This is a genomic window from Clostridioides sp. ES-S-0005-03 (assembly GCF_020658455.1).
Taxonomy (GTDB): Bacteria; Bacillota; Clostridia; order Peptostreptococcales; family Peptostreptococcaceae; genus Clostridioides.
On the sequence record NZ_JACVWI010000002.1, the window covers coordinates 456,875 to 476,400 of the forward strand.

Annotated in this window: 17 protein-coding genes; 6 read left to right on the plus strand and 11 right to left on the minus strand. The window is 28.8% G+C overall.

What is annotated here, in order from left to right; translation table 11 throughout:
• Positions 1 to 232: 232 nt before the first annotated feature.
• Positions 233 to 724 carry a YfbM family protein gene (locus IC218_RS11165; RefSeq protein ID WP_227481916.1) on the minus strand — a complete coding sequence of 164 codons (492 nt, stop codon included), beginning with the start codon at positions 722 to 724 and terminating at the stop codon, positions 233 to 235.
• 496 nt (positions 725 to 1,220) lie between these two features.
• Positions 1,221 to 3,356 carry a ribonuclease R gene (rnr, locus tag IC218_RS11170; protein WP_227433786.1) on the minus strand — a complete coding sequence of 712 codons (2,136 nt, stop codon included), beginning with the start codon at positions 3,354 to 3,356 and terminating at the stop codon, positions 1,221 to 1,223.
• A gap of 616 nt (positions 3,357 to 3,972) precedes the next feature.
• On the opposite strand from rnr, the gene IC218_RS11175 reads away from it, so the two are divergent.
• The 5 genes from IC218_RS11175 to IC218_RS11195 all read left to right on the plus strand — a co-directional run bounded on the left by IC218_RS11175 (position 3,973) and on the right by IC218_RS11195 (position 7,086).
• The gene (locus tag IC218_RS11175; RefSeq protein ID WP_227481915.1) at positions 3,973 to 4,587 is read left to right on the plus strand and encodes a DNA alkylation repair protein; all 615 of its coding nucleotides are present in this window, start codon (positions 3,973 to 3,975) and stop codon (positions 4,585 to 4,587) included.
• 17 nt (positions 4,588 to 4,604) lie between these two features.
• Entirely contained in the window at positions 4,605 to 4,967 is a 363-nt protein-coding gene (locus IC218_RS11180; RefSeq protein ID WP_227481914.1) for a winged helix-turn-helix transcriptional regulator, read from the plus strand.
• A gap of 54 nt (positions 4,968 to 5,021) precedes the next feature.
• Positions 5,022 to 5,519 carry a YbhB/YbcL family Raf kinase inhibitor-like protein gene (locus tag IC218_RS11185; protein WP_227481913.1) on the plus strand — a complete coding sequence of 166 codons (498 nt, stop codon included), beginning with the start codon at positions 5,022 to 5,024 and terminating at the stop codon, positions 5,517 to 5,519.
• A 250-nt stretch (positions 5,520 to 5,769) separates the two neighbouring features.
• A complete protein-coding gene (locus IC218_RS11190; protein WP_227481912.1) occupies positions 5,770 to 6,144 on the plus strand; it encodes a VOC family protein in 375 nt (124 codons plus the stop codon).
• 54 nt (positions 6,145 to 6,198) lie between these two features.
• Positions 6,199 to 7,086: an AEC family transporter gene (locus IC218_RS11195; RefSeq protein ID WP_413926957.1), complete on the plus strand. Its 888-nt coding sequence runs from the start codon at positions 6,199 to 6,201 to the stop codon at positions 7,084 to 7,086.
• Between the two features lie 311 nt (positions 7,087 to 7,397).
• Here the strand turns inward: IC218_RS11195 and IC218_RS11200 are convergent, their stop codons facing one another.
• Entirely contained in the window at positions 7,398 to 8,486 is a 1,089-nt protein-coding gene (locus IC218_RS11200; RefSeq protein WP_227481910.1) for a sulfurtransferase, read from the minus strand.
• A gap of 276 nt (positions 8,487 to 8,762) precedes the next feature.
• Here IC218_RS11200 and IC218_RS11205 point away from each other — a divergent pair, with 276 nt between their 5' ends.
• Positions 8,763 to 9,191 carry a hypothetical protein gene (locus IC218_RS11205; RefSeq protein WP_227824439.1) on the plus strand — a complete coding sequence of 143 codons (429 nt, stop codon included), beginning with the start codon at positions 8,763 to 8,765 and terminating at the stop codon, positions 9,189 to 9,191.
• Positions 9,192 to 9,445: 254 nt separating this feature from the next.
• On the opposite strand, the gene secG is transcribed toward IC218_RS11205, so the two are convergent.
• The 8 genes from secG to rpoN all read right to left on the minus strand — a co-directional run bounded on the left by secG (position 9,446) and on the right by rpoN (position 19,458).
• Positions 9,446 to 9,670 (minus strand): preprotein translocase subunit SecG, encoded by a 225-nt coding sequence (gene secG / locus IC218_RS11210; protein ID WP_227433778.1) that lies wholly within the window; start codon positions 9,668 to 9,670, stop codon positions 9,446 to 9,448.
• A 302-nt stretch (positions 9,671 to 9,972) separates the two neighbouring features.
• The gene (gene eno, locus IC218_RS11215) at positions 9,973 to 11,265 is read right to left on the minus strand and encodes a phosphopyruvate hydratase (protein WP_227433777.1); all 1,293 of its coding nucleotides are present in this window, start codon (positions 11,263 to 11,265) and stop codon (positions 9,973 to 9,975) included.
• A 516-nt stretch (positions 11,266 to 11,781) separates the two neighbouring features.
• On the minus strand, positions 11,782 to 13,311 hold the full coding sequence (gene gpmI / locus IC218_RS11220; RefSeq protein WP_413926637.1) for a 2,3-bisphosphoglycerate-independent phosphoglycerate mutase: 1,530 nt from the start codon (positions 13,309 to 13,311) through the stop codon (positions 11,782 to 11,784).
• Positions 13,312 to 13,322: 11 nt separating this feature from the next.
• Entirely contained in the window at positions 13,323 to 14,066 is a 744-nt protein-coding gene (gene tpiA, locus IC218_RS11225) for a triose-phosphate isomerase (RefSeq protein WP_227433775.1), read from the minus strand.
• A 25-nt stretch (positions 14,067 to 14,091) separates the two neighbouring features.
• Entirely contained in the window at positions 14,092 to 15,294 is a 1,203-nt protein-coding gene (locus IC218_RS11230; protein WP_227481909.1) for a phosphoglycerate kinase, read from the minus strand.
• A gap of 221 nt (positions 15,295 to 15,515) precedes the next feature.
• Positions 15,516 to 16,523, minus strand: a complete 1,008-nt coding sequence (gene gap, locus IC218_RS11235; RefSeq protein ID WP_227433773.1) for a type I glyceraldehyde-3-phosphate dehydrogenase — start codon at positions 16,521 to 16,523, stop codon at positions 15,516 to 15,518.
• 59 nt (positions 16,524 to 16,582) lie between these two features.
• Positions 16,583 to 17,605: a sugar-binding transcriptional regulator gene (locus tag IC218_RS11240; protein WP_227433772.1), complete on the minus strand. Its 1,023-nt coding sequence runs from the start codon at positions 17,603 to 17,605 to the stop codon at positions 16,583 to 16,585.
• Between the two features lie 506 nt (positions 17,606 to 18,111).
• On the minus strand, positions 18,112 to 19,458 hold the full coding sequence (gene rpoN, locus IC218_RS11245) for an RNA polymerase factor sigma-54 (RefSeq protein ID WP_227433771.1): 1,347 nt from the start codon (positions 19,456 to 19,458) through the stop codon (positions 18,112 to 18,114).
• Between the last annotated feature and the right edge of the window lie 68 nt (positions 19,459 to 19,526).

Sequence of the window (19,526 nt, forward strand, 5' to 3'; positions counted from 1 at the left end):
ATGACTTCTGTACTATAGTGATTTAAAAATAATTGAAGTGTCTAAAAATAATATTACTATTTAAAAAGTTCTTTTAAAATTACTATAATTGGATTACATTCTACTGCTGTTTCAATATGTACGTTTATAAAGGCATCATTTACTCATATCTAACTTTATTAAAATTTACAACTTTATAGTAAACAACTTTATAAAACTTACAATCTTATGATAAATAGCTTTATAATAATCATTACATTATACAAAATATTACAGCTTGTCCCTCATTAGAAGCTACTTGCATAAATTTTTTAAGTTCGATTAAATTAGCCCATACATATTCAAAAAATTCATCCTCATCTTCATCATCCATAACAGGATAAATTTCATTTTCTAGCATTTCACTGACACTAAATTTTTTTCTAAATTCTTGTTCTTCCAAATTGTTCATTGCCTCTGATAGTTTTTTTACATCATCGGGTGTAATCAGCATAGGATAAAATTCTCCTTCAATTTCCATAAATGTGTTTCCACTCAACACTAATTTACTAAAAATATTAGCATCATCTCCACCAAAAGGACAACCAGTTAGAGTAAACTGAATTGCATGCCATGCTTTATCAATATTAATACTGCTATCTTCCTGCACATCTTCAAACATAAAATCCTCTAAGTTATCTGTTGATTGTTGTAATTTCAAAATATTTTCTTCACTTATTCTAAAGTAACTTCCTATCATGCCCATAATTACTTACCTCCTAAGTAGTATTTTTATAATTTTAACTCATAACAAAAGGTATTGACAAGAAAATTCACTAAAAAAAATGTCATTACATCTTAAAAATCAAAGTATACATGAGGTAATATTTCTGATGTTGAACCAAAGAATTTTATTACGCACACACATGCACTAATATTGCATAAATTAGTTCTATCTTTTTAGTAAAATACATGTGTTATCGTGTCAAAATTATATAAAATAAAAAATAAGTGTATCTCAATTTCTAAATGATACACTTATTTCCTATAAAAATCTATTTTTTTAATATATATTTTTGCTAAATGCTAAATATGGTCTAAACATCTACTTTTTATCAAATATTCTACATTTAGTCATACCATAAACACTACAAATTTTCATGTCTACTTTTAAATATTTCTGTATTTTCCTATTTTAAGATATTAATTTTTTCCTGTTTACTCTTATTTTCAAATATTAAACCTTATTCTTTATATTTTGTTTATTCTTCAATCTTTTCAACTATCTCAAAGTCAATTTCTTTAAAGTCTACATTTACACCTTCAACTTTTATCTTAACAAGGTCACCTATTTTATATGACTTCTTGGTTCTCTCACCTAACACACTATAAGAACTTTCATCATAGATATAATAGTCATCATTCATATTTGCAAGTCTTATCAATCCTTCTATAGTATTATCTAGCTCAACAAATATTCCAAATGAAGTTACACTAGATACAACACCTTCAAACTCTTGACCAACTTTATCCTTCATATAAAGAGCCTTATAGAAGTCATGTACATCTCTTTCAGCCAATTCTGCTTTTCTCTCTTTTTCAGATGATTGAACAGATGCATAATCTACTATAGTAGTAAGTTGCTCTTGTCTCTTTCCATTTATCTTATTATTTAAAGACTCTTTTATTATTCTATGAATTTGAAGGTCAGGATATCTTCTTATTGGTGAAGTAAAGTGACAATAGAATTTAGCAGCTAACCCAAAATGTCCACTACATTCTGGTGAATACTTAGCCTGTTTTAAAGAACGAAGCATTATGGTACTGATTGCTCCCTCTTCTGTTTTGCCTTTTATCTTCTCTATTATTCCTTGTAATGCCTTTGGATGTACTTCTTCTTTATCACCTTTTATCGTATATCCAAATGTAGATATAAATTTACTCAATTCTTCCATTTTTTCTAAAGATGGTGTTTCATGTATTCTATACACAAATGGTATACCCATCCAATAAAAATGTTCAGCAATTGTTTCATTACTTATAAGCATAAACTCTTCTATTATTTTATTAGAAATTCTTCTTTCATATGGTTTTATATCTGCAACTTCTCCATTTCCATTTAGAATTATCTTTGCTTCTGGGAAGTTAAAGTCTATAGCCCCTCTTTTTTCTCTTCTTGACATAAGAATTCTAGCCAAAATTTCAGAATTTTTAAAATCATCTACAACATGTTCAAAAGTCTTTTTAAGCTTTTCATCATCTTTTTCTAATATATCGGATACTTCTGTATAAGTCATTCTAGCCTTTGAATTTATTATAGATTCACATATTTCATGCTTAACTACATTTCCCTTATGGTCTATTTCCATAAATATAGAAAGAGTTAATTTGTCTTCAAATGGATTTAAACTACATACTCCATTAGAAAGAGTCTTTGGCAACATTGGAATTACTTTATCTACTAAATACACAGATGTAGCCCTTTTTAAAGCTTCTTTATCTAATTTATTTTTTTCTCTTACATAATGTGTAACATCAGCTATATGAACCCCTAATTTAAAGTTTCCATTAGATAATACCTCTATTGATATAGCATCATCTAAATCTTTTGCGTCATCTCCGTCTATAGTAAATATATTTAAATCTCTTAAATCTCTTCTTCTTTTTACCTCTTCTTCTGGAATTTCAACAGCAACAGCTTCTGCTTCTTGCAATACCTTTTTAGGAAATTCTTCTGGAAGACCATGTTCTCTTATTATAGAGTCTATTTCTACTCCTCTTTCACCTTTTTGACCCAGTATTTCTATAATCTTTCCTTCTGGTTTTCTATCTTCTTGTGGCCATACTGTAATTTCACAAACTACCTTATCATTATCTACTGCACCACTAAAATATCTTTTAGGTATATATACATCCTTAGTAAATTTCTTATTGTCTGGTGTTACAAATCCAAAAGTTTTACTTGATTGAAAAGTACCTACTATTTTAGTTATTTCTCTCTTTATAATTTTTACGATTCTTCCTTCTGCTCTTTTTTCTTCAGTTGCAGGTACAACTATCTCTGCCATAACTCTATCATTATGCATAGCTCCATTTATATTGTCACTTGAGATAAATAAATCTTGTGTGTATTCAACATCAGATTCTACAAATCCAAAACCTTTTTTATGTGATGTAAATTTACCAACAAAATATCCCATTTGATTTGATGATACTATTTTATTTTTCTTAGTAAAACATATATATCCATCTTCCTCTAATTCTTCTAAAAAATTATAGAACATTGGCATTTCTGATGAATGTATATCAAAAATTTCTGCTAATTCTTCCTTTTTTAGAGGATTATATGCACTTTCGTTTATTAATCCTAACAAACTCTCTTTAAGTCCTGGTATCATTTTTTCCTCCTATTTTACTTTCTTGTTATATTATTTTTTTAGTTTTCTATTATATTACCCTTTGTATATCTTCTATATTACCTTTCATATATCTTCACACACCGTTTTTTATATTCTTTTATTATTGTTTCAAGTTAAATCAATTATTATATGTTTTTTATATTTAATTGAAATTATCTTAATAAATCTTTAAAAAAGTTATGATAATTCTCTAATAATAGTTTAAGTTATCATAAGCACAATTGTAATTTACTTAAAATATCATTATTACAGCTACTTTATCACCTAATTATACACCATCATATAGAATTGGTAAAATATTCATTCCATCTAAGTATTACTATATAATAATTTATTCTATTAGTATACTCAAATTAAGTTAAATTTATATAACTCAATTAATTTTTTAAATATAACTTTTTATAATATAAAACTTATAATAAAAGTAAATTTATATGTTAAATTAGGTTGATTTTTTATTGTTTTTTATTTATTCTAATATTAAAGGCTTGCAAACGTTTTTTGACAAGTCTTTATTTTATATAAATTAAATAAATTTTTTTATTATAAATAATATATTAAATTTAAACTAATCTACTTATTGGAGGAGATAAACTTGGAAGAAGTAATTGCAAAAATTATTACCATAGAAAATGGTTTTAAAGAAATCGAAAATATTGCTAAAAAAATTGTGAAAAATAATGACTCAAAGAAGTGTTATTATCTATCAATTTACTTATATAGATCAGAATACTATCAAGTAAGAGAATTAGCAGTGTTTATATTAGGCTTTATATCAATAGATATTTCTGAAGCCTTATTATTTTTAAAAAACAATGTGAGTAAAGATGAAAACTGGAGAGTACAAGAAATATTAGCTAAATCATTTGATTATTATTGTAGTGAAGTTGGATATGATAAATCACTTCCTGTGATAAAAGAGTGGTTAAGTTCTGACAACCCAAATATAAAGAGAGCTGTAACAGAAGGACTTAGAGTTTGGACTATCCGAGACTATTTTAAGACCAACCCCACTGTAGCTATATCATTGCTTTCTAGTTTAAAAGATGAGGACAGTGAATACTTAAGAAAATCTGTTGGAAATGCTCTCAGAGACATAAGTAAAAAACATCCAGATTTAGTAAAAAACGAATTAAACTCATGGGATGTTTCAAATAAAAAAGTTGAACTTGTATATAAACTTGCTTCAAAACGTATTTTGGCAAAATAAATTGGAGGTGACTATACTTGAAGCTTCGTGAAAAATATACATGTCCATTAGAACTAACACATGATATGATAAAAGGTAAATGGAAGTCTATTATATTATGGAGATTACGTATAGGTCCAACTTCTCTATCAAAACTAGAAAAAGAGATTAATGGAATCAACCAAAAAATGTTGCTTGAACAACTTAAAGAATTGATTGAATTTGGTCTGGTTGATAAAAAAACCTATGAAGGATATCCACTTAAAGTTGAATATTCACTTACACCTATTCGTGGAAAGCAGATGTTAGATGCTTTGGCTATAATGCAAGATATAGGAATTAATTTCATGCTAGAGAATGGTAAAGTAAGTAATTTACCATTATTTACAACTGGTATATAATAAACTTACAGAAAATTTTTATTAATTTATTATATATTTAGGAGGCAAATTATTATGAAAGTAACTAGTACAGGTATAGTAAACGGTGTTATAGAAGATAAATATGGAAAAAGAGGAAATCAATTTAATAAAGGTGGTATGCCTACATATTCATTACCTCTAAAATTTGAAGATGCTCCAGAGCATACAGTGTCCTTTGCTGTATTTTTAGAGGACAAAGATTCAGTTCCTGTATGTGGATTTGCATGGATACATTGGCTAGCTGCAAATATAACAAAAGATGAATTAAAGGAAAATGAAAGCATAACAGCTACTGATTTTATTCAAGGGACTACTAGTTGGCATAGTAAATTAGGTGATATTGGTAGATTAGAAGCTAGTGTTTATGGTGGTATGGCTCCTCCAGATAGACCACATGTTTATGAAATACATGTGTTTGCCCTTGATACTACTCTTAATCTTGAAAAGGGATTTTATATGAATGAGTTTTTTGAAGCCATGGATGGGCATATTTTAGATAGATTTACACTTAAAGGGAGTTATTCTAATTAATTAGATTTACTATAGCTAATCATTAATTTGTTACACTTAATTAATGATTAGCTTAATTGCTATTAAATTATTTTTCTATTTTAATTAATTGTTGATTCAATGGATTCGAATTATTTTTTATATTTTATTTAACTATTAAATCAATTAATTTCAGGTTATTTCTTATATTTAACTAATTATTATTTTATGCCTTATTAAAAGAAGATATCAACACATTTAATAAATCTATATAAAATTTCGAGGAGTTATTATGATAAAAAAAATAGACCATGTGGTCATTACTACTAATAATATAGAAAACTGCATAAATTTTTATAAAAAGCTTGGTTTTACATTAAAGATGGCAAATGAAAGATATGAACTTTACTCTGGAGATTTCAAAATAAATGTCCATTTAAAAGGTCATGAACTTTCACCTCACAGCAAAAACGTACAAACAGGTAGTGCTGATTTGTGTTTTGAGATAAATACTAATATTGACATGATAAAAACAAACTTAGAACAAAATGGGATTAAAATTGAGCAAGGAATTGTAGAACGCACAGGAGCCTTTGGTAAAATGAAGTCTATTTACTTAAGAGACCCTGATGGAAATTTAATCGAATTGTCAAGTTATGGAGAATAAACTTTGGAAAATTTAATTCTATCTATAAATGTCGTTCTTCCTTTGTTTCTCACAATGTCACTTGGGTATGCTCTGAAAAAATTAAGTTTATTTGATGAACATACTTTAAATAAAATGAATAATGTTTGTTTCAAATCTTTCCTGCCATTACTATTATTTTTTAATATATACAATACGGATTTAAATGGTTCTCTTAACCTCAAGCTTATGGCTGTAGCTATTATAAGTATTTTTTCAATCTTTTTACTCTTAGTTTTTATTATACCTAAAATTGAAAAAGATAATAAAACAAGAGGTGCATTAATACAAGGTATCTTTCGCAGTAATTTTGTTATATTTGGTATACCTGTAACAATCTCACTATTTGGTGATAAAAATATTGGGGTTACATCTTTATTAATTGCAGTTATTGTTCCTATGTTCAATGTATTATCAGTCATAATACTTGAGATTTTTAGAGGTGGTAAAATAAATATAAAGCACATGATTAAAGGTGTTTTAACAAATCCTCTCATAATAGCTTCTGTAATAGGATTGATAATGCTTATTTTAAATATTAAAATCCCTGAATTTTTACATAAAACCATTGGTGATATTTCCAAAATTGCTACTCCCCTATCACTTATAATTCTAGGTGGGTCTTTCAGCTTTTCTGCTATAAAAGGACATATAAGACCAATTATACTGGGGGTGTGCGGAAAACTTATTCTTATACCTGCTATATTTTTACCAATTAGCATTTTTCTTGGATTTAGAAATGTAGAATTAGCTTCACTTATGATAATGTTATCTGCTCCAACTGCTATTTCTTCATTTACAATGGCCCAACAGATGAATTCTGATAGTGAACTTGCTGGACAAATTGTAGTATTTACCTCTGCATTTTCCATAATCACAGTATTTATAATAATATTTATCTTAAAACAGAATAATCTTATTTAGTAATATCCTATAGTATAATTTGGTATAATAAGAAATATATACTTGTATTGTAAGAAACACATATTGATAGCATAGTAAATATGTATTGATATTGTAATAAATATATACAGAAAATAAGTACTACTCATAACTCAAAAAAATATAAAAAAGGTGGACTATAATAAATATAGTTCACCTTTTATATTGAAATTTATATTCTCTATTGAAACTTGCATTCTTTACTGAAACTCATAAAATTTCAAGCTTTTTTTAAAAATAGCATATAGCTTATTACTTATAAAAATTATATTGGCATATCCTCTTTTTTTATATTATTTTTTAGCTTTATCAGTTGATAATTCACCTACAGTTGTATACTTAACATCCCCCTCTTTAGGATTTCCTACTTGTACTGGCAGATTAGGTTGTGTTTGCCATTGCCACCATCCACCATCAAATAAAGTGATGTTTTTCCATCCATTTTCATAGCACATTAACCAAGGAATAGTTGCTCTCCATCCAGTTCCACAATAAAATGCTGTATTTGTATCTTTTGTCACATCAATATCTCTAAAATAACCTAATACTTTATCAAAATCTACATAGCTTCCATCTTCATTCATATAATCTTGCATACTGCTTGCATCAGTACCTGCACGCCCCCATACAGCACCCTTTGGCTCTCCAGCTTTATTAATATAATTGTAACCACTTGTTTTTCCAGAGAACTCTTCTAAGCTTCTTATACTTACTAGTCTAAAGTTAGGGTCATTTTTTAATTTATTTTCTACATCTTTTATATCCATTACATATTCTGGATGAGCTGGAACTTTTACACCAAACTCTTTTTGAGATTTTGGCTCTACTGCTCCTTTTTCTACATCATATTTTGCATTTTTCCATGCTTCAATACTCCCATCCATAACTTTAACATTTTTAACACCAGCCCAAAGACAAATGAATGCTATTCTATCTACTCCTGAATCAGAACCATATAGTATAACAGTTGTATCTGATGTAATACCATTGCTAAGTAATACTTTTTCAACTACATCTGCTGGTTTGATATTGTAGTTATCAAAGTCTTTTACTCCTTCATCATTATCATATTCTAAAGAGTCTGTATCAATATGAATAGCTCCTGGTATATGCTGTTTCAAGTAGCCTTCATTTTGTTCAGTTGCTCCCCATGAGCCTTCTGCAATAACATAATTTTTAGACTCTGGTTGATTTCCATCAATAACACTTTTTACCCACTTAGGTGATACAAATACTTTTGTTGTATCAACTGGGTCAGCTGTAACCTTTTCCGCATTAGCATCTTTATTACTTGCTTCATTTGAATTGTTGTTTGAACACCCAACTAATAAAGTCGCAATCATAGCTATACATAATATTAAACTTAATAACCTTTTTTTCACGTTTTTCCCTCCATCTTATCTAGTTTTCATCTAAAAAGTATATCATATAGCTTTTTTCTATTCAATAATTCTACAGCTTATACATAATATTGGCTATACAAAATATCTATACTTCATCTTACTTTTTATACAAAATTTCTATACAGCATTCTATTTATATCTTACTATTAAATTATATTGATTTATATTATAATATTTTAGTAGTAAACATTATAATATAAATCAATATAATATTTTTAGTTTGTCTATAATTTAATATAATAAGGAGAAATACTAATGAAGAAAACACTCTATAGTATTACAATACTATTTCAAATTGCTTTTCTAATAGGATGTAAGATTTTTGAAAAATATGCAAATACAAGAATGGGAATGCATAGGTGGGTAACATACACTAACAGAAACTTTGAAAGAGATTATCCTATTGAATCACTTAAAATAGCTCTAATAGCTATTCTTATCGTTTTTACTATAATTGCAATTATACTGCTAATTCAAAACACTATTTTAAAAAAGAACTATAATTTATTTGGTAAATTAATGGGTCTTTTAACAATAATAATCAACACTCTTTTATTAAAGTTTATATTAACAAATACACAATATACTAACAGTTCCTACTTTTTTTTAATAATGATGCTTAGTATGGTATCTATTTTGCAAATTATCAAGTTGATTGTGCATACTAGAATGATTAAAAATTAGATATATCAAAACTAGATATCAAAAGCTAGATATTAAAAACTATATAACAAAAAATAGATATATCAAAAATTTATTTTATAAATATCTGACTCAATTCATAAAATAAAAACTGGACCAATAATATAAAATCATTAGTCCAGCTTTTATTTTACGTACTTTTTTATGTTGACGTACTTTTATTAAAAACTAAATTTAATTTTTAAATGTAACCAAAATGCACTAATTAAATAATGGCCAGTTATTCAACAATACCACTACTTCTTAACTATAAGTAGTGCCAATGCATTTATAAAAAATAATACTGCTGTTATTTTTGTAACTCTAGCAAGAAATGCTTGTTTTCCTTTTGGTTTAAAGTAAGCTTGACTTCCTTCTCCACCAAACTCTGAAGGTAAAGCATTCTTAGAATCTTGAGGCATTATGCTAATTACTAGTAAAATCCCTAGTACTACTTGCACACCCATTAAAATGTTGCCCATTCTTGCCCCTCCTATCTTTCTATTACTTAAATTTCATTACTCTTTAGTGTATCACAATAATATAGTCATTTCAAGACTATTATGTTATAAATCACAAACAAAACTGATATCAAAAGCCATCAAAATATATCTATAGTTTTTAATTATAGCAATTATTTCAAAGCTTTTATTTATTTTCCTAATAAAAATGGCTTACATATAAAAAGGGATAAGTGCTTTGAAAAATCAATTAACACTTATCCCATTTATCTCTTATAAGATAAACTTAAAATCTTTTATACTATCTTTTTAATCCTTAAAAACTATTTTTTTAAGTTATAGAAAGATTTTAATCCACAGTATCTAGCTTGCTCTCCAACCATTTCTTCTATTCTTAATAATTGGTTGTATTTAGCAACTCTATCAGTTCTTGATGGAGCACCAGTTTTTATTTGTCCAGCATTTACTGCAACAGCTAAATCTGCTATAGTAGAATCTTCAGTTTCTCCTGATCTATGAGATATAACAGCAGTGTACCCTGCTCTCTTAGCCATTTCTATTGCATCTAGAGTTTCAGTTATTGTACCTATTTGGTTAACTTTAACTAATATAGAGTTAGCTACTCCATTTTCAATTCCTTTTTCTAATCTTTCTGTATTAGTAACAAATAAGTCATCTCCAACTAATTGTAATTTGTTTCCTAATTTTTCAGTTAATAATTTCCATCCATCCCAATCTTCTTCATCTAAACCATCTTCTATAGTTATTATTGGGAAGTTGTTTGACCAATCTTCATATAAAGCAACCATTTCAGCAGCAGTTAATTCTTTTCCTTCTCCAGCTAAAACGTATTTTTTAGTTTCTTTGTTGTACATTTCTGTAGCAGCAACATCAAGTCCTAACATAACATCTTCTCCTGGCTTATATCCAGCTTTTGTTATAGCTTCAACTATTAATTCTAAAGCTTCTCTGTTTGAACCTAAGTTTGGAGCGAATCCACCTTCGTCACCTACACCACAAGCTAATCCTTTTTCTCCTAAAACTTTCTTTAATGAATGGAATACTTCTGCTCCCATTCTTAAACCTTCTTTAAAGCAACAAGCTCCTACTGGTAATATCATGAACTCTTGAACATCAACGTTATTATCAGCATGTTCTCCACCATTTAATATGTTCATCATTGGAACAGGTAATTGCTTAGCATTTACTCCACCTAAGTATTGGAATAATGGTAAACCTATTTCATCAGCAGCTGCTCTAGCTACTGCCATTGAAACACCTAATATAGCATTAGCTCCTAATTTACCTTTGTTTGGAGTTCCATCTAATTCTATCATCATTGCATCTATAGCTGGTTGGTCAAATGCATCCATTCCTTCGATTTCTGGTGCTATTATTTCATTTACGTTAGCAACAGCTGTTTCTACACCTTTTCCTAAGTATCTTCCTTTGTCTCCATCTCTTAATTCAACAGCTTCAAAAGCTCCTGTAGATGCACCTGATGGAACTATTGCTCTTCCCATTGCTCCATCTTCTAATACTACTTCAACTTCTACAGTTGGATTTCCTCTTGAGTCTAATACTTCTCTAGCATATACTAATTCAATAACTGACATTTGTATATCTCCCTTCGATTTTTCTATTAGTTAAATTTTCATTTACTGTAAACATCCGTCTACTAGTTTTAATCTACTTATTATATTATAGTACAGAAAGTTATTTTTGAAAATTAGATACAAATTTATTTGATGGGTAAATTTGTAAAAGTTTCTATTTTTATTTTATTTTTTATAATTTTTAACTTATCTATTAGCCAAAATCAATCTTCAATACATAAATATACAGATAAACTTAAAACATGAAACACAAAATTTACAACTAATGATTCTAATAATTTTTGATTTTATAATATATATTAATTATTATTTTTTACATCATTTTATTTAAATTTTATAAAATTCACTTAGACTGAAATACTTTTAAGTTTACTTTATTGTAAGTTACTATTCTACTTATCAATTCAATTTATAAACTTATTAATTCAATTTCTAGCACCTAATTTTGCATATTCAAATTCTTTAGCAAAAATTTCAAATGGCACTAGATTAATAGATAATACTTATTAAGCTTAACTATTTTGAAATAAGTGAATGACCAGTCATTTCTTCTGGTTTTTCTAACTTCATCATATCTAAAACAGTTGGCGCTATATCAGATAATCTTCCTGCGTCTAATAATTTTGCACCTTCAAATTCTTGTCCAACAACCACAAATGGTACTGGATTAATAGAATGGGCTGTTACAGTCTTTCCTGTTTGTGGGTCTAACATGTATTCAGCATTTCCGTGGTCAGCAGTTATTATTGCGCTTCCACCTAGCTCTATTATTTTATCTACTAATTTTCCTACACAAGTATCTACAGTCTCAACAGCCTTTATAGCTGCTTCAATATTTCCTGTATGACCTACCATGTCAGGGTTTGCAAAGTTTAAAACTATAAAGTCAAACTTATCTTCTCCTAGTTTTTCTAAAGCTTTGTCTGTTAATTCATATGCAGACATCTCTGGTTGTAAGTCGTAAGTTGCAACCTTTGGAGAAGGTATTAATAATCTCTCTTCACCTTTGTTTGGCTCTTCTACTCCACCATTGAAGAAGAAAGTAACATGCGCATATTTTTCAGTTTCAGCAGCTCTTAATTGAGTTTTTCCATTTTTCGCAAGATATTCACCCAGAGTATTAGTTAAAGATTGTGGTCCAAATGCTATGTGCACTTCTTTTATAGTTATATCGTACTCTGTTAAACATACAAAGAAGTTTTTAATTTCTTCTCTTTTAAATCCATCAAACTCTTCACTTACTAAAGCTCTTGTTATTTGTCTTGCTCTATCTGGTCTGAAATTGAAGAATATAATTGAATCATTTTCTTTTATACTTCCAACTGCTTTATCATCTTTAACAATAACTGTTGGCATTATAAATTCATCATTTTTTCCATTATCATAAGAGTTTTGAATAGCTTCTTCAATAGAAGTTGCTTTTTCGCCAATACCTCTAGCCATGGCATTGTATGCAAGCTCTACTCTTTCCCATCTCTTATCTCTATCCATTGCATAGTATCTACCAGAAACTGTAGCAAATTCACCTACTCCAATTTCATTCATACTAGCTTGTACTTCCTTAGCATATTCCAATGCGCTTTGAGGGTCAGTATCTCTACCATCAGTAAATGCATGAACATATACTTTTTCTACACCTTTATCTTTTGCCATTTTGATTATAGCTTTAAGATGGTCTATATGTGAATGTACTCCACCATCAGACAAAAGACCCATTACATGAAGAGAATGTTCTTTTGCGTTGTCCATAGCTTCACATAAAACTTTATTATTAAAAAAATCACCATCTTTTATAGATTTTGTTATTCTAGTTAAATCTTGATATACAATTCTACCTGCACCTATATTAGTATGGCCAACTTCTGAATTTCCCATTTGACCATCAGGTAGACCAACATCAAGACCACTAGCATTTATTAATGTGTTTGGATATTCTTTCATTATTCTGTCTAAATTAGGAGTTTTGGACTCAGCAATTGCATTTCCCTTAACTTCCTTATTATATCCAAATCCGTCCATAATAATTAAAGCAACTGGTTTTTTCATCATTTCACTCCTTAGAAATTAACAAGGTCTAAATAGTCATTAGCAGCTAAACTAGCTCCACCTACTAAAGCTCCATCTATATCACTTTGACCCATTATTTCAGCTACATTTGAAGGTTTAACACTTCCACCATATTGTATTCTAACTTCATTAGCTAATTCTCCATATAATCCTTTTATAACTTCTCTTATATAAGATATAACATCATTAGCATCTTCAGCAGTTGCAGTTTTACCAGTTCCAATAGCCCAAATTGGCTCATATGCAACAACTACTTTTGCTAAATCATCTTTAAGAACATTTTCTAAAGCTTTTTCAACTTGAACTTTACAAACATCTTTAGTTTTTCCAGCTTCTCTTTGCTCTAAAGTTTCACCAACACATAGTATTGGGTCTATTTCTACTTCTAAAGCTTTTAAAACTTTTTTGTTTACAGTTTCATCAGTTTCATTGAAGTACTGTCTTCTTTCTGAATGTCCTATTATAACATAGTCCATATCTATTTCTTTTAACATAAGAGGTGAAACTTCTCCTGTAAATGCTCCTTTTTCTTCAAAGTGCATGTTTTGAGCACCTATCTTTATATTTGTACCCTTAGTAGCTTCTTTTAAATCCTTCAATAAAGTAAATGGTGCACATATAACAGCTTCTGCCTTATCAGCATTAACTTTTCCTTTAACTTCATTTACAAATTCTAAAGCTTCCTTTATTGTTTTATGCATTTTCCAGTTTCCTGCAATTATAGGTTTTCTCATTTTACAATCTCCTCTATATAGTAGTTTATTTATTATCTAATGCTGCAATACCTGGTAATTCTTTACCTTCTAAAAATTCTAGTGATGCTCCTCCACCTGTTGATACGTGAGTCATCTTATCACCAAATCCTAATTGATTAACTGCTGCTGCACTATCACCACCACCAATTACAGTAGTTGCGTCAGTTAATTCTGCCATAGCTTTGGCTACTGATAGTGTTCCATTTGCAAAGTTTTCAAATTCAAATACTCCCATTGGTCCGTTCCATACTACAGTTTTTGATTCTTTTATAGCTTTTACAAAGTTTGCTATAGTCTTAGGTCCCATATCTAGTCCCATATAATCTTCTTTTACATTAGCATCTTCTGTTACTATTGGAGTTGCATCTGGTGCAAAGTGGTCTGCCATAACAACATCTACTGGCAATAATAAGTTAACGCCTTTTGCCTTAGCTTTTTCCATCATTTCTTTTGCATATTCTACTTTATCTATTTCAAGTAAAGATGTTCCTACTTCATAACCTTGAGCTTTTAAGAATGTATAAGCCATTCCTCCACCTATTATTAGATTATCAACTTTTTCTAATAGTTCATTTATAACAGCTAATTTATCAGAAACTTTAGCTCCCCCAAGTATAGCTGTAAATGGTCTTACAGGATTGGCAACAGCTTCTCCTAAGAATTTTAATTCTTTTTGAATTAAGTATCCGCAAACTCTCTCTTGTAAAAATTCTCCTGCTCCAACTGTTGAACAATGCGCTCTATGAGCAGTTCCAAATGCATCATTTACAAATATTTCAGCAAGTGAAGCTAATTCTTTAGAGTAGTTTTCTTCATTTTTAGTTTCTTCTTTTCTATATCTAGTATTTTCTAATAACACTACATCTCCGTTTTCCATTTTTTCAGTAGCTTTTTTTGCATTTTCTCCTACAACATTATCATCTGCTGCAAATACAACTTCTTTACCTAACATTTCAGATAATCTCTTTGCAACTGGTGCTAAAGATAATTCTGGTTTAGCTTCTCCCTTTGGTTTTCCTAAATGAGAACATAATATAACTTTTGCTCCTTTAGAAATTAAATATTGAATTGTTGGTAAAGCTCCGTTTAATCTATTTTCATCAGTAATTACACCATCTTGTAATGGTACATTAAAGTCACATCTCACTAATACTTTTTTCCCGCACACATCAATATCTTCTATAGTTTTTTTGTTTAGCATTGACATAAATATCTCTCCTTTTAATAAAGTAATTTTTTATTGCCAAGTATAATATAGTACATACTTTTACCCTATTAAATATATCATATTATCATATTTTTATATATAGTATGTAACATTATTTAGGTGTATTTTATATATTTTTTCTTAAAAAAAGTCCAGAGTCCGTAGTGTTAAACTACAAACTCGGACTTTGTCAATCTACTTTTCTATTTTCTAAAAGCTGACTATTTTGCTAATTGTGCAAAGTATCCTAAAGTTCTTATTAATTGAGAAGTATAAGACATTTCATTATCATACCAAGAAACAACTTTAACTAATTGTTTTCCATCTACTTCCATAACTTTTGTTTGAGTAGCGTCAAATAATGAACCGTAGCTTATTCCGATTATATCAGAAGATACTAACATTTCTTCAGTGTATCCGAAAGATTCGTTTGAAGCTTCTTTCATAGCTGCATTTATTTCTTCAACTGTAACATTTTTTCCTAATGTACAAACTAATTCAGTTATTGAACCAGTTACAACTGGTACTCTTTGTGCTGCTCCATCTAATTTTCCTTTTAATGCAGGTATTACTAAACCGATTGCTTTTGCAGCTCCTGTAGTGTTTGGAACTATGTTTCCAGCAGCAGCTCTAGCTCTTCTTAAATCACCTTTTGGATGAGGACCATCTAAAGTATTTTGGTCATTAGTATATGCATGTATAGTAGTCATTAATCCTTTTTCTATACCATATTTATCATTTAATACTTTAGCCATTGGAGCTAAACAGTTAGTTGTACAAGAAGCTCCTGATATAACTGTTTCAGAACCATCTAATATGTCACTGTTTGTGTTGAATACTATTGTTTTTAAATCTCCAGTTGCTGGTGCAGATATAACAACTTTTTTAGCTCCTGCTTGTATATGAGCTTCTGCTTTATCTTTAGAAGTAAAGAATCCTGTACATTCTAATACTATATCTACTCCTAATTCAGCCCATGGTAGGTCAGCAGGATTTCTTTCTGCTGTTACTTTTATTTCTTTTCCGTTTACTATAAAAGCACCTTCTTTAACTTCTATTTCACCGTTAAATCTTCCTTGAGCTGTATCATATTTAAATAAATGAGCTAACATTTTAGCATCTGTTAAGTCGTTTATTGCAACAACTTCAAACTTATCTTGTTGCTCCATCATTTTTCTTAATGCTAATCTTCCTATTCTTCCAAATCCATTTATAGCTACTTTAACCATTTTCGCTACCTCCTATAAAGTAAATGTATGTTGTCTAGCTCTGTGCTAGTTTTCGACTTTTATAATAATGACAATATCTTATAAGCACTTTCTTCATCTGTTACAAGAACCATGTTTTTATGCATATTTGATATGGCTAATAAGGCTTCTACTTTTTCTGTTCCTGCAAAGATTGCAATAGTTTCTTTTACTTCTTTAACTGTCTCTAAATCAATTCCAACAGTATTTAATTTATAAACTATTTCTCCATCTTTGTTGAAATAATATCCAAATGCTTCTCCAACTGCATTTTTAGATAATATCTCGTTAACTTTATCTTCTGGAAGTTTTCTTCTCTTTGCCATGACATCTGCTCTACCTATGCTGAAAACTAAAATGTCTGTTCTTTTAATATACTCCAAAGTTGTCTTAATCTCTGGCACTTGGCTAAGAGTTTTCATTGCACTCTCGTCCAATTCATCTGGTATATGTAAAAGTTTGCAATTAGAGTGTAATTTCTTACTTACTGAAGCAACTATACTATTAGACTGCATCTCTACATCAGTTCCCATACTTCCTCTAGCTGGCACTATTGTAGAGTTTGGATATCTCTTATCAGTTTTAATAACATTTGAAAACTCTAACATAGTGCTTCCCCCTGTTATTGAAACTATATCTCCATCTTTTAAAATACCTAAGAAATACTCGCATCCATATCTAGTTACATCTTTTAATAAGCTTCCATTTTCATCACAGCTTCCAGGAACTAGTATTACCTTTTTTATTCCAAGCTTTTCTCTGACCCTATCTTGTAACTTAGACAATCCCATGATGTCACTCATGATGTCTTTAAGTTTATCTAATAAATCAGAACCTTCTTTAGTGATAGTCATTCCAGATACAGCAACATCTATAAGTCCTTGTTCTTTTAAAAACTCTGTTTCTGACCTAATTATTCTTTCACTAATTTCTAATACATTTGATAAAGTTCTTCTACCTATTGGTTCACTTAAAGATATTTGTCTTAAAATAGAGTATCTTCTTTCCATAAGTTCAATTGCCTGTGGAATTAGTTTCTTTTGAATTTCTAATAAGTTCTTCATAACATACTCCTTATTGCTTTCCTTTAGGGACTTTTTTTGTCCCTAGTGTTTATTTAAGTCCCACAAGATAATTTTATTTTATAGGATTTGCGTATAGATTTCAATAGTTTTTCAAAAACTTTTTTATTTTTTTGTTTTATAGCAATTTCTCCACCATTTTCAAAGTACAGTATTTTTTATTTTTTATATAATATTTTTTCCATATATTTTTTGGTTTTTATTCTAATATTTTTGGCTCAATCTTGTATGTTCTACTCTGCTAGATTCTATATGTCTTTGTTTTTATACTTTATGTTTTTATTTTTATGCTCTTAAAATTAACAATAACAGTTTATTTATCTCTGTATTTTTTTGACTCTAGTTATCGTTCTAATTCCTGATTTTTCCTAATATTTAATTTTATTTCTAATACTTTTCTTTCCAATACTTAAATTCATTTGTATAATGCTCATTTGTATTTTAATTAGCATTTCCCCTCATTTTACTGATACTTCTTTCTCTTTTCACTAATATTCTTTTCTCTTACTTGAAGACAAAATTCCTAATTCTTCACGATACTTGGCAACTGTTCTTCTTGCAACATTGATTCCTTTTTCTTTTAATAGCTTAGATATATGGTCATCACTTAAAGGTTTCTTTTTATTTTCGTCTTTTATTGTTTCCTTTATAATTTTTTTTATGCTTGTACTAGATGCCATTTCATGATTTTCAGTTTCAATAGCACTACTGAAAAAGTACCTAAATTCATATACTCCAAAAGGTGTCAGCATATATTTCCCATTTACACCTCTACTTATAGTAGATTCATGAAAATCTAATTTTTCTGCTATGTCTTTCATTTTTAAGGGCTTTATATATTTTGTTCCTTTTCTCAAAAACTCATCTTGAGCTTTTACTATTTCTTCTGCAATTTTAAGTACTGTAGTCTTTCTACTTTCTATATTTTTCATAAGCCCTGTTGCCGAATTTAGTCTTTCTTTTATAAATTCTTTTGCACTTTCGTCAGACTGTGAATTTTTTAGTATGTCTTTATAATAACTGTTTATTTTTATTTGATAGGAGTCTTTTTCATTTAAATACACAATAAATTCATCATCAATTTTTTCAACTGTTACATCTGGTTGTATATATACACTTTTTTCTACTGAACAGGTTCTTCCTGGCTTAGGGTCTAATGTTTTAATTATATTTATTAGTTCAACACATTTTTGTAGTGACATATTGTACTTCTTGCTTATCTCTTTATATTTATTATTTGCAATTAAATTTAAGTCTTTTGTAACGATTTCCTCTAAAATTTCATTATATATTCCTAAGCTTGCCATTTGAATCATCAGACATTCTGAAAGACTTCTTGCACCTACTCCACTAGGTTCCAACTGCTGAACACTAATCAAGCATTTTTCAAAAAGTTCCTCATCTATCTTTAAAGTATCAACAATTACTTTTTCCTCAGTTCTCAAATATCCGTCCTCATCTAAGCTATCAATTATATACTCACAGACTTCCATTTGTTTATCTGTTAGCTTATATAAGCTTATCTGAAACTTCAAATCCTCATATAAATTTGACGAATATTTAACTAAATTTTCTAGATTAACTTCATTGTCAGGGTTATAACTTATTTCTGTTCTATCTAAACGTCTTGATTTTTCCATATCTTTTATATATTCTTCCCAATTTATCTCCCCACTTTTCTCAACTTCGACTAATGGGTTATTCTCTGCTTCCCTTTTAATCTCTTCTTCTAACTCCAACTTACTCATATTTAATATTGATAATGATTGCTTAAGTTGTGTAGTCATGATTAGCTTCTGAGACTGAGTTAACTCTAGACTATTATTAAAATTCATTTTGCTCACCTCTCAATTTTATTAAACTTATTTTATAAAAGAAAAACCCTCCTGTATATGTATATTCT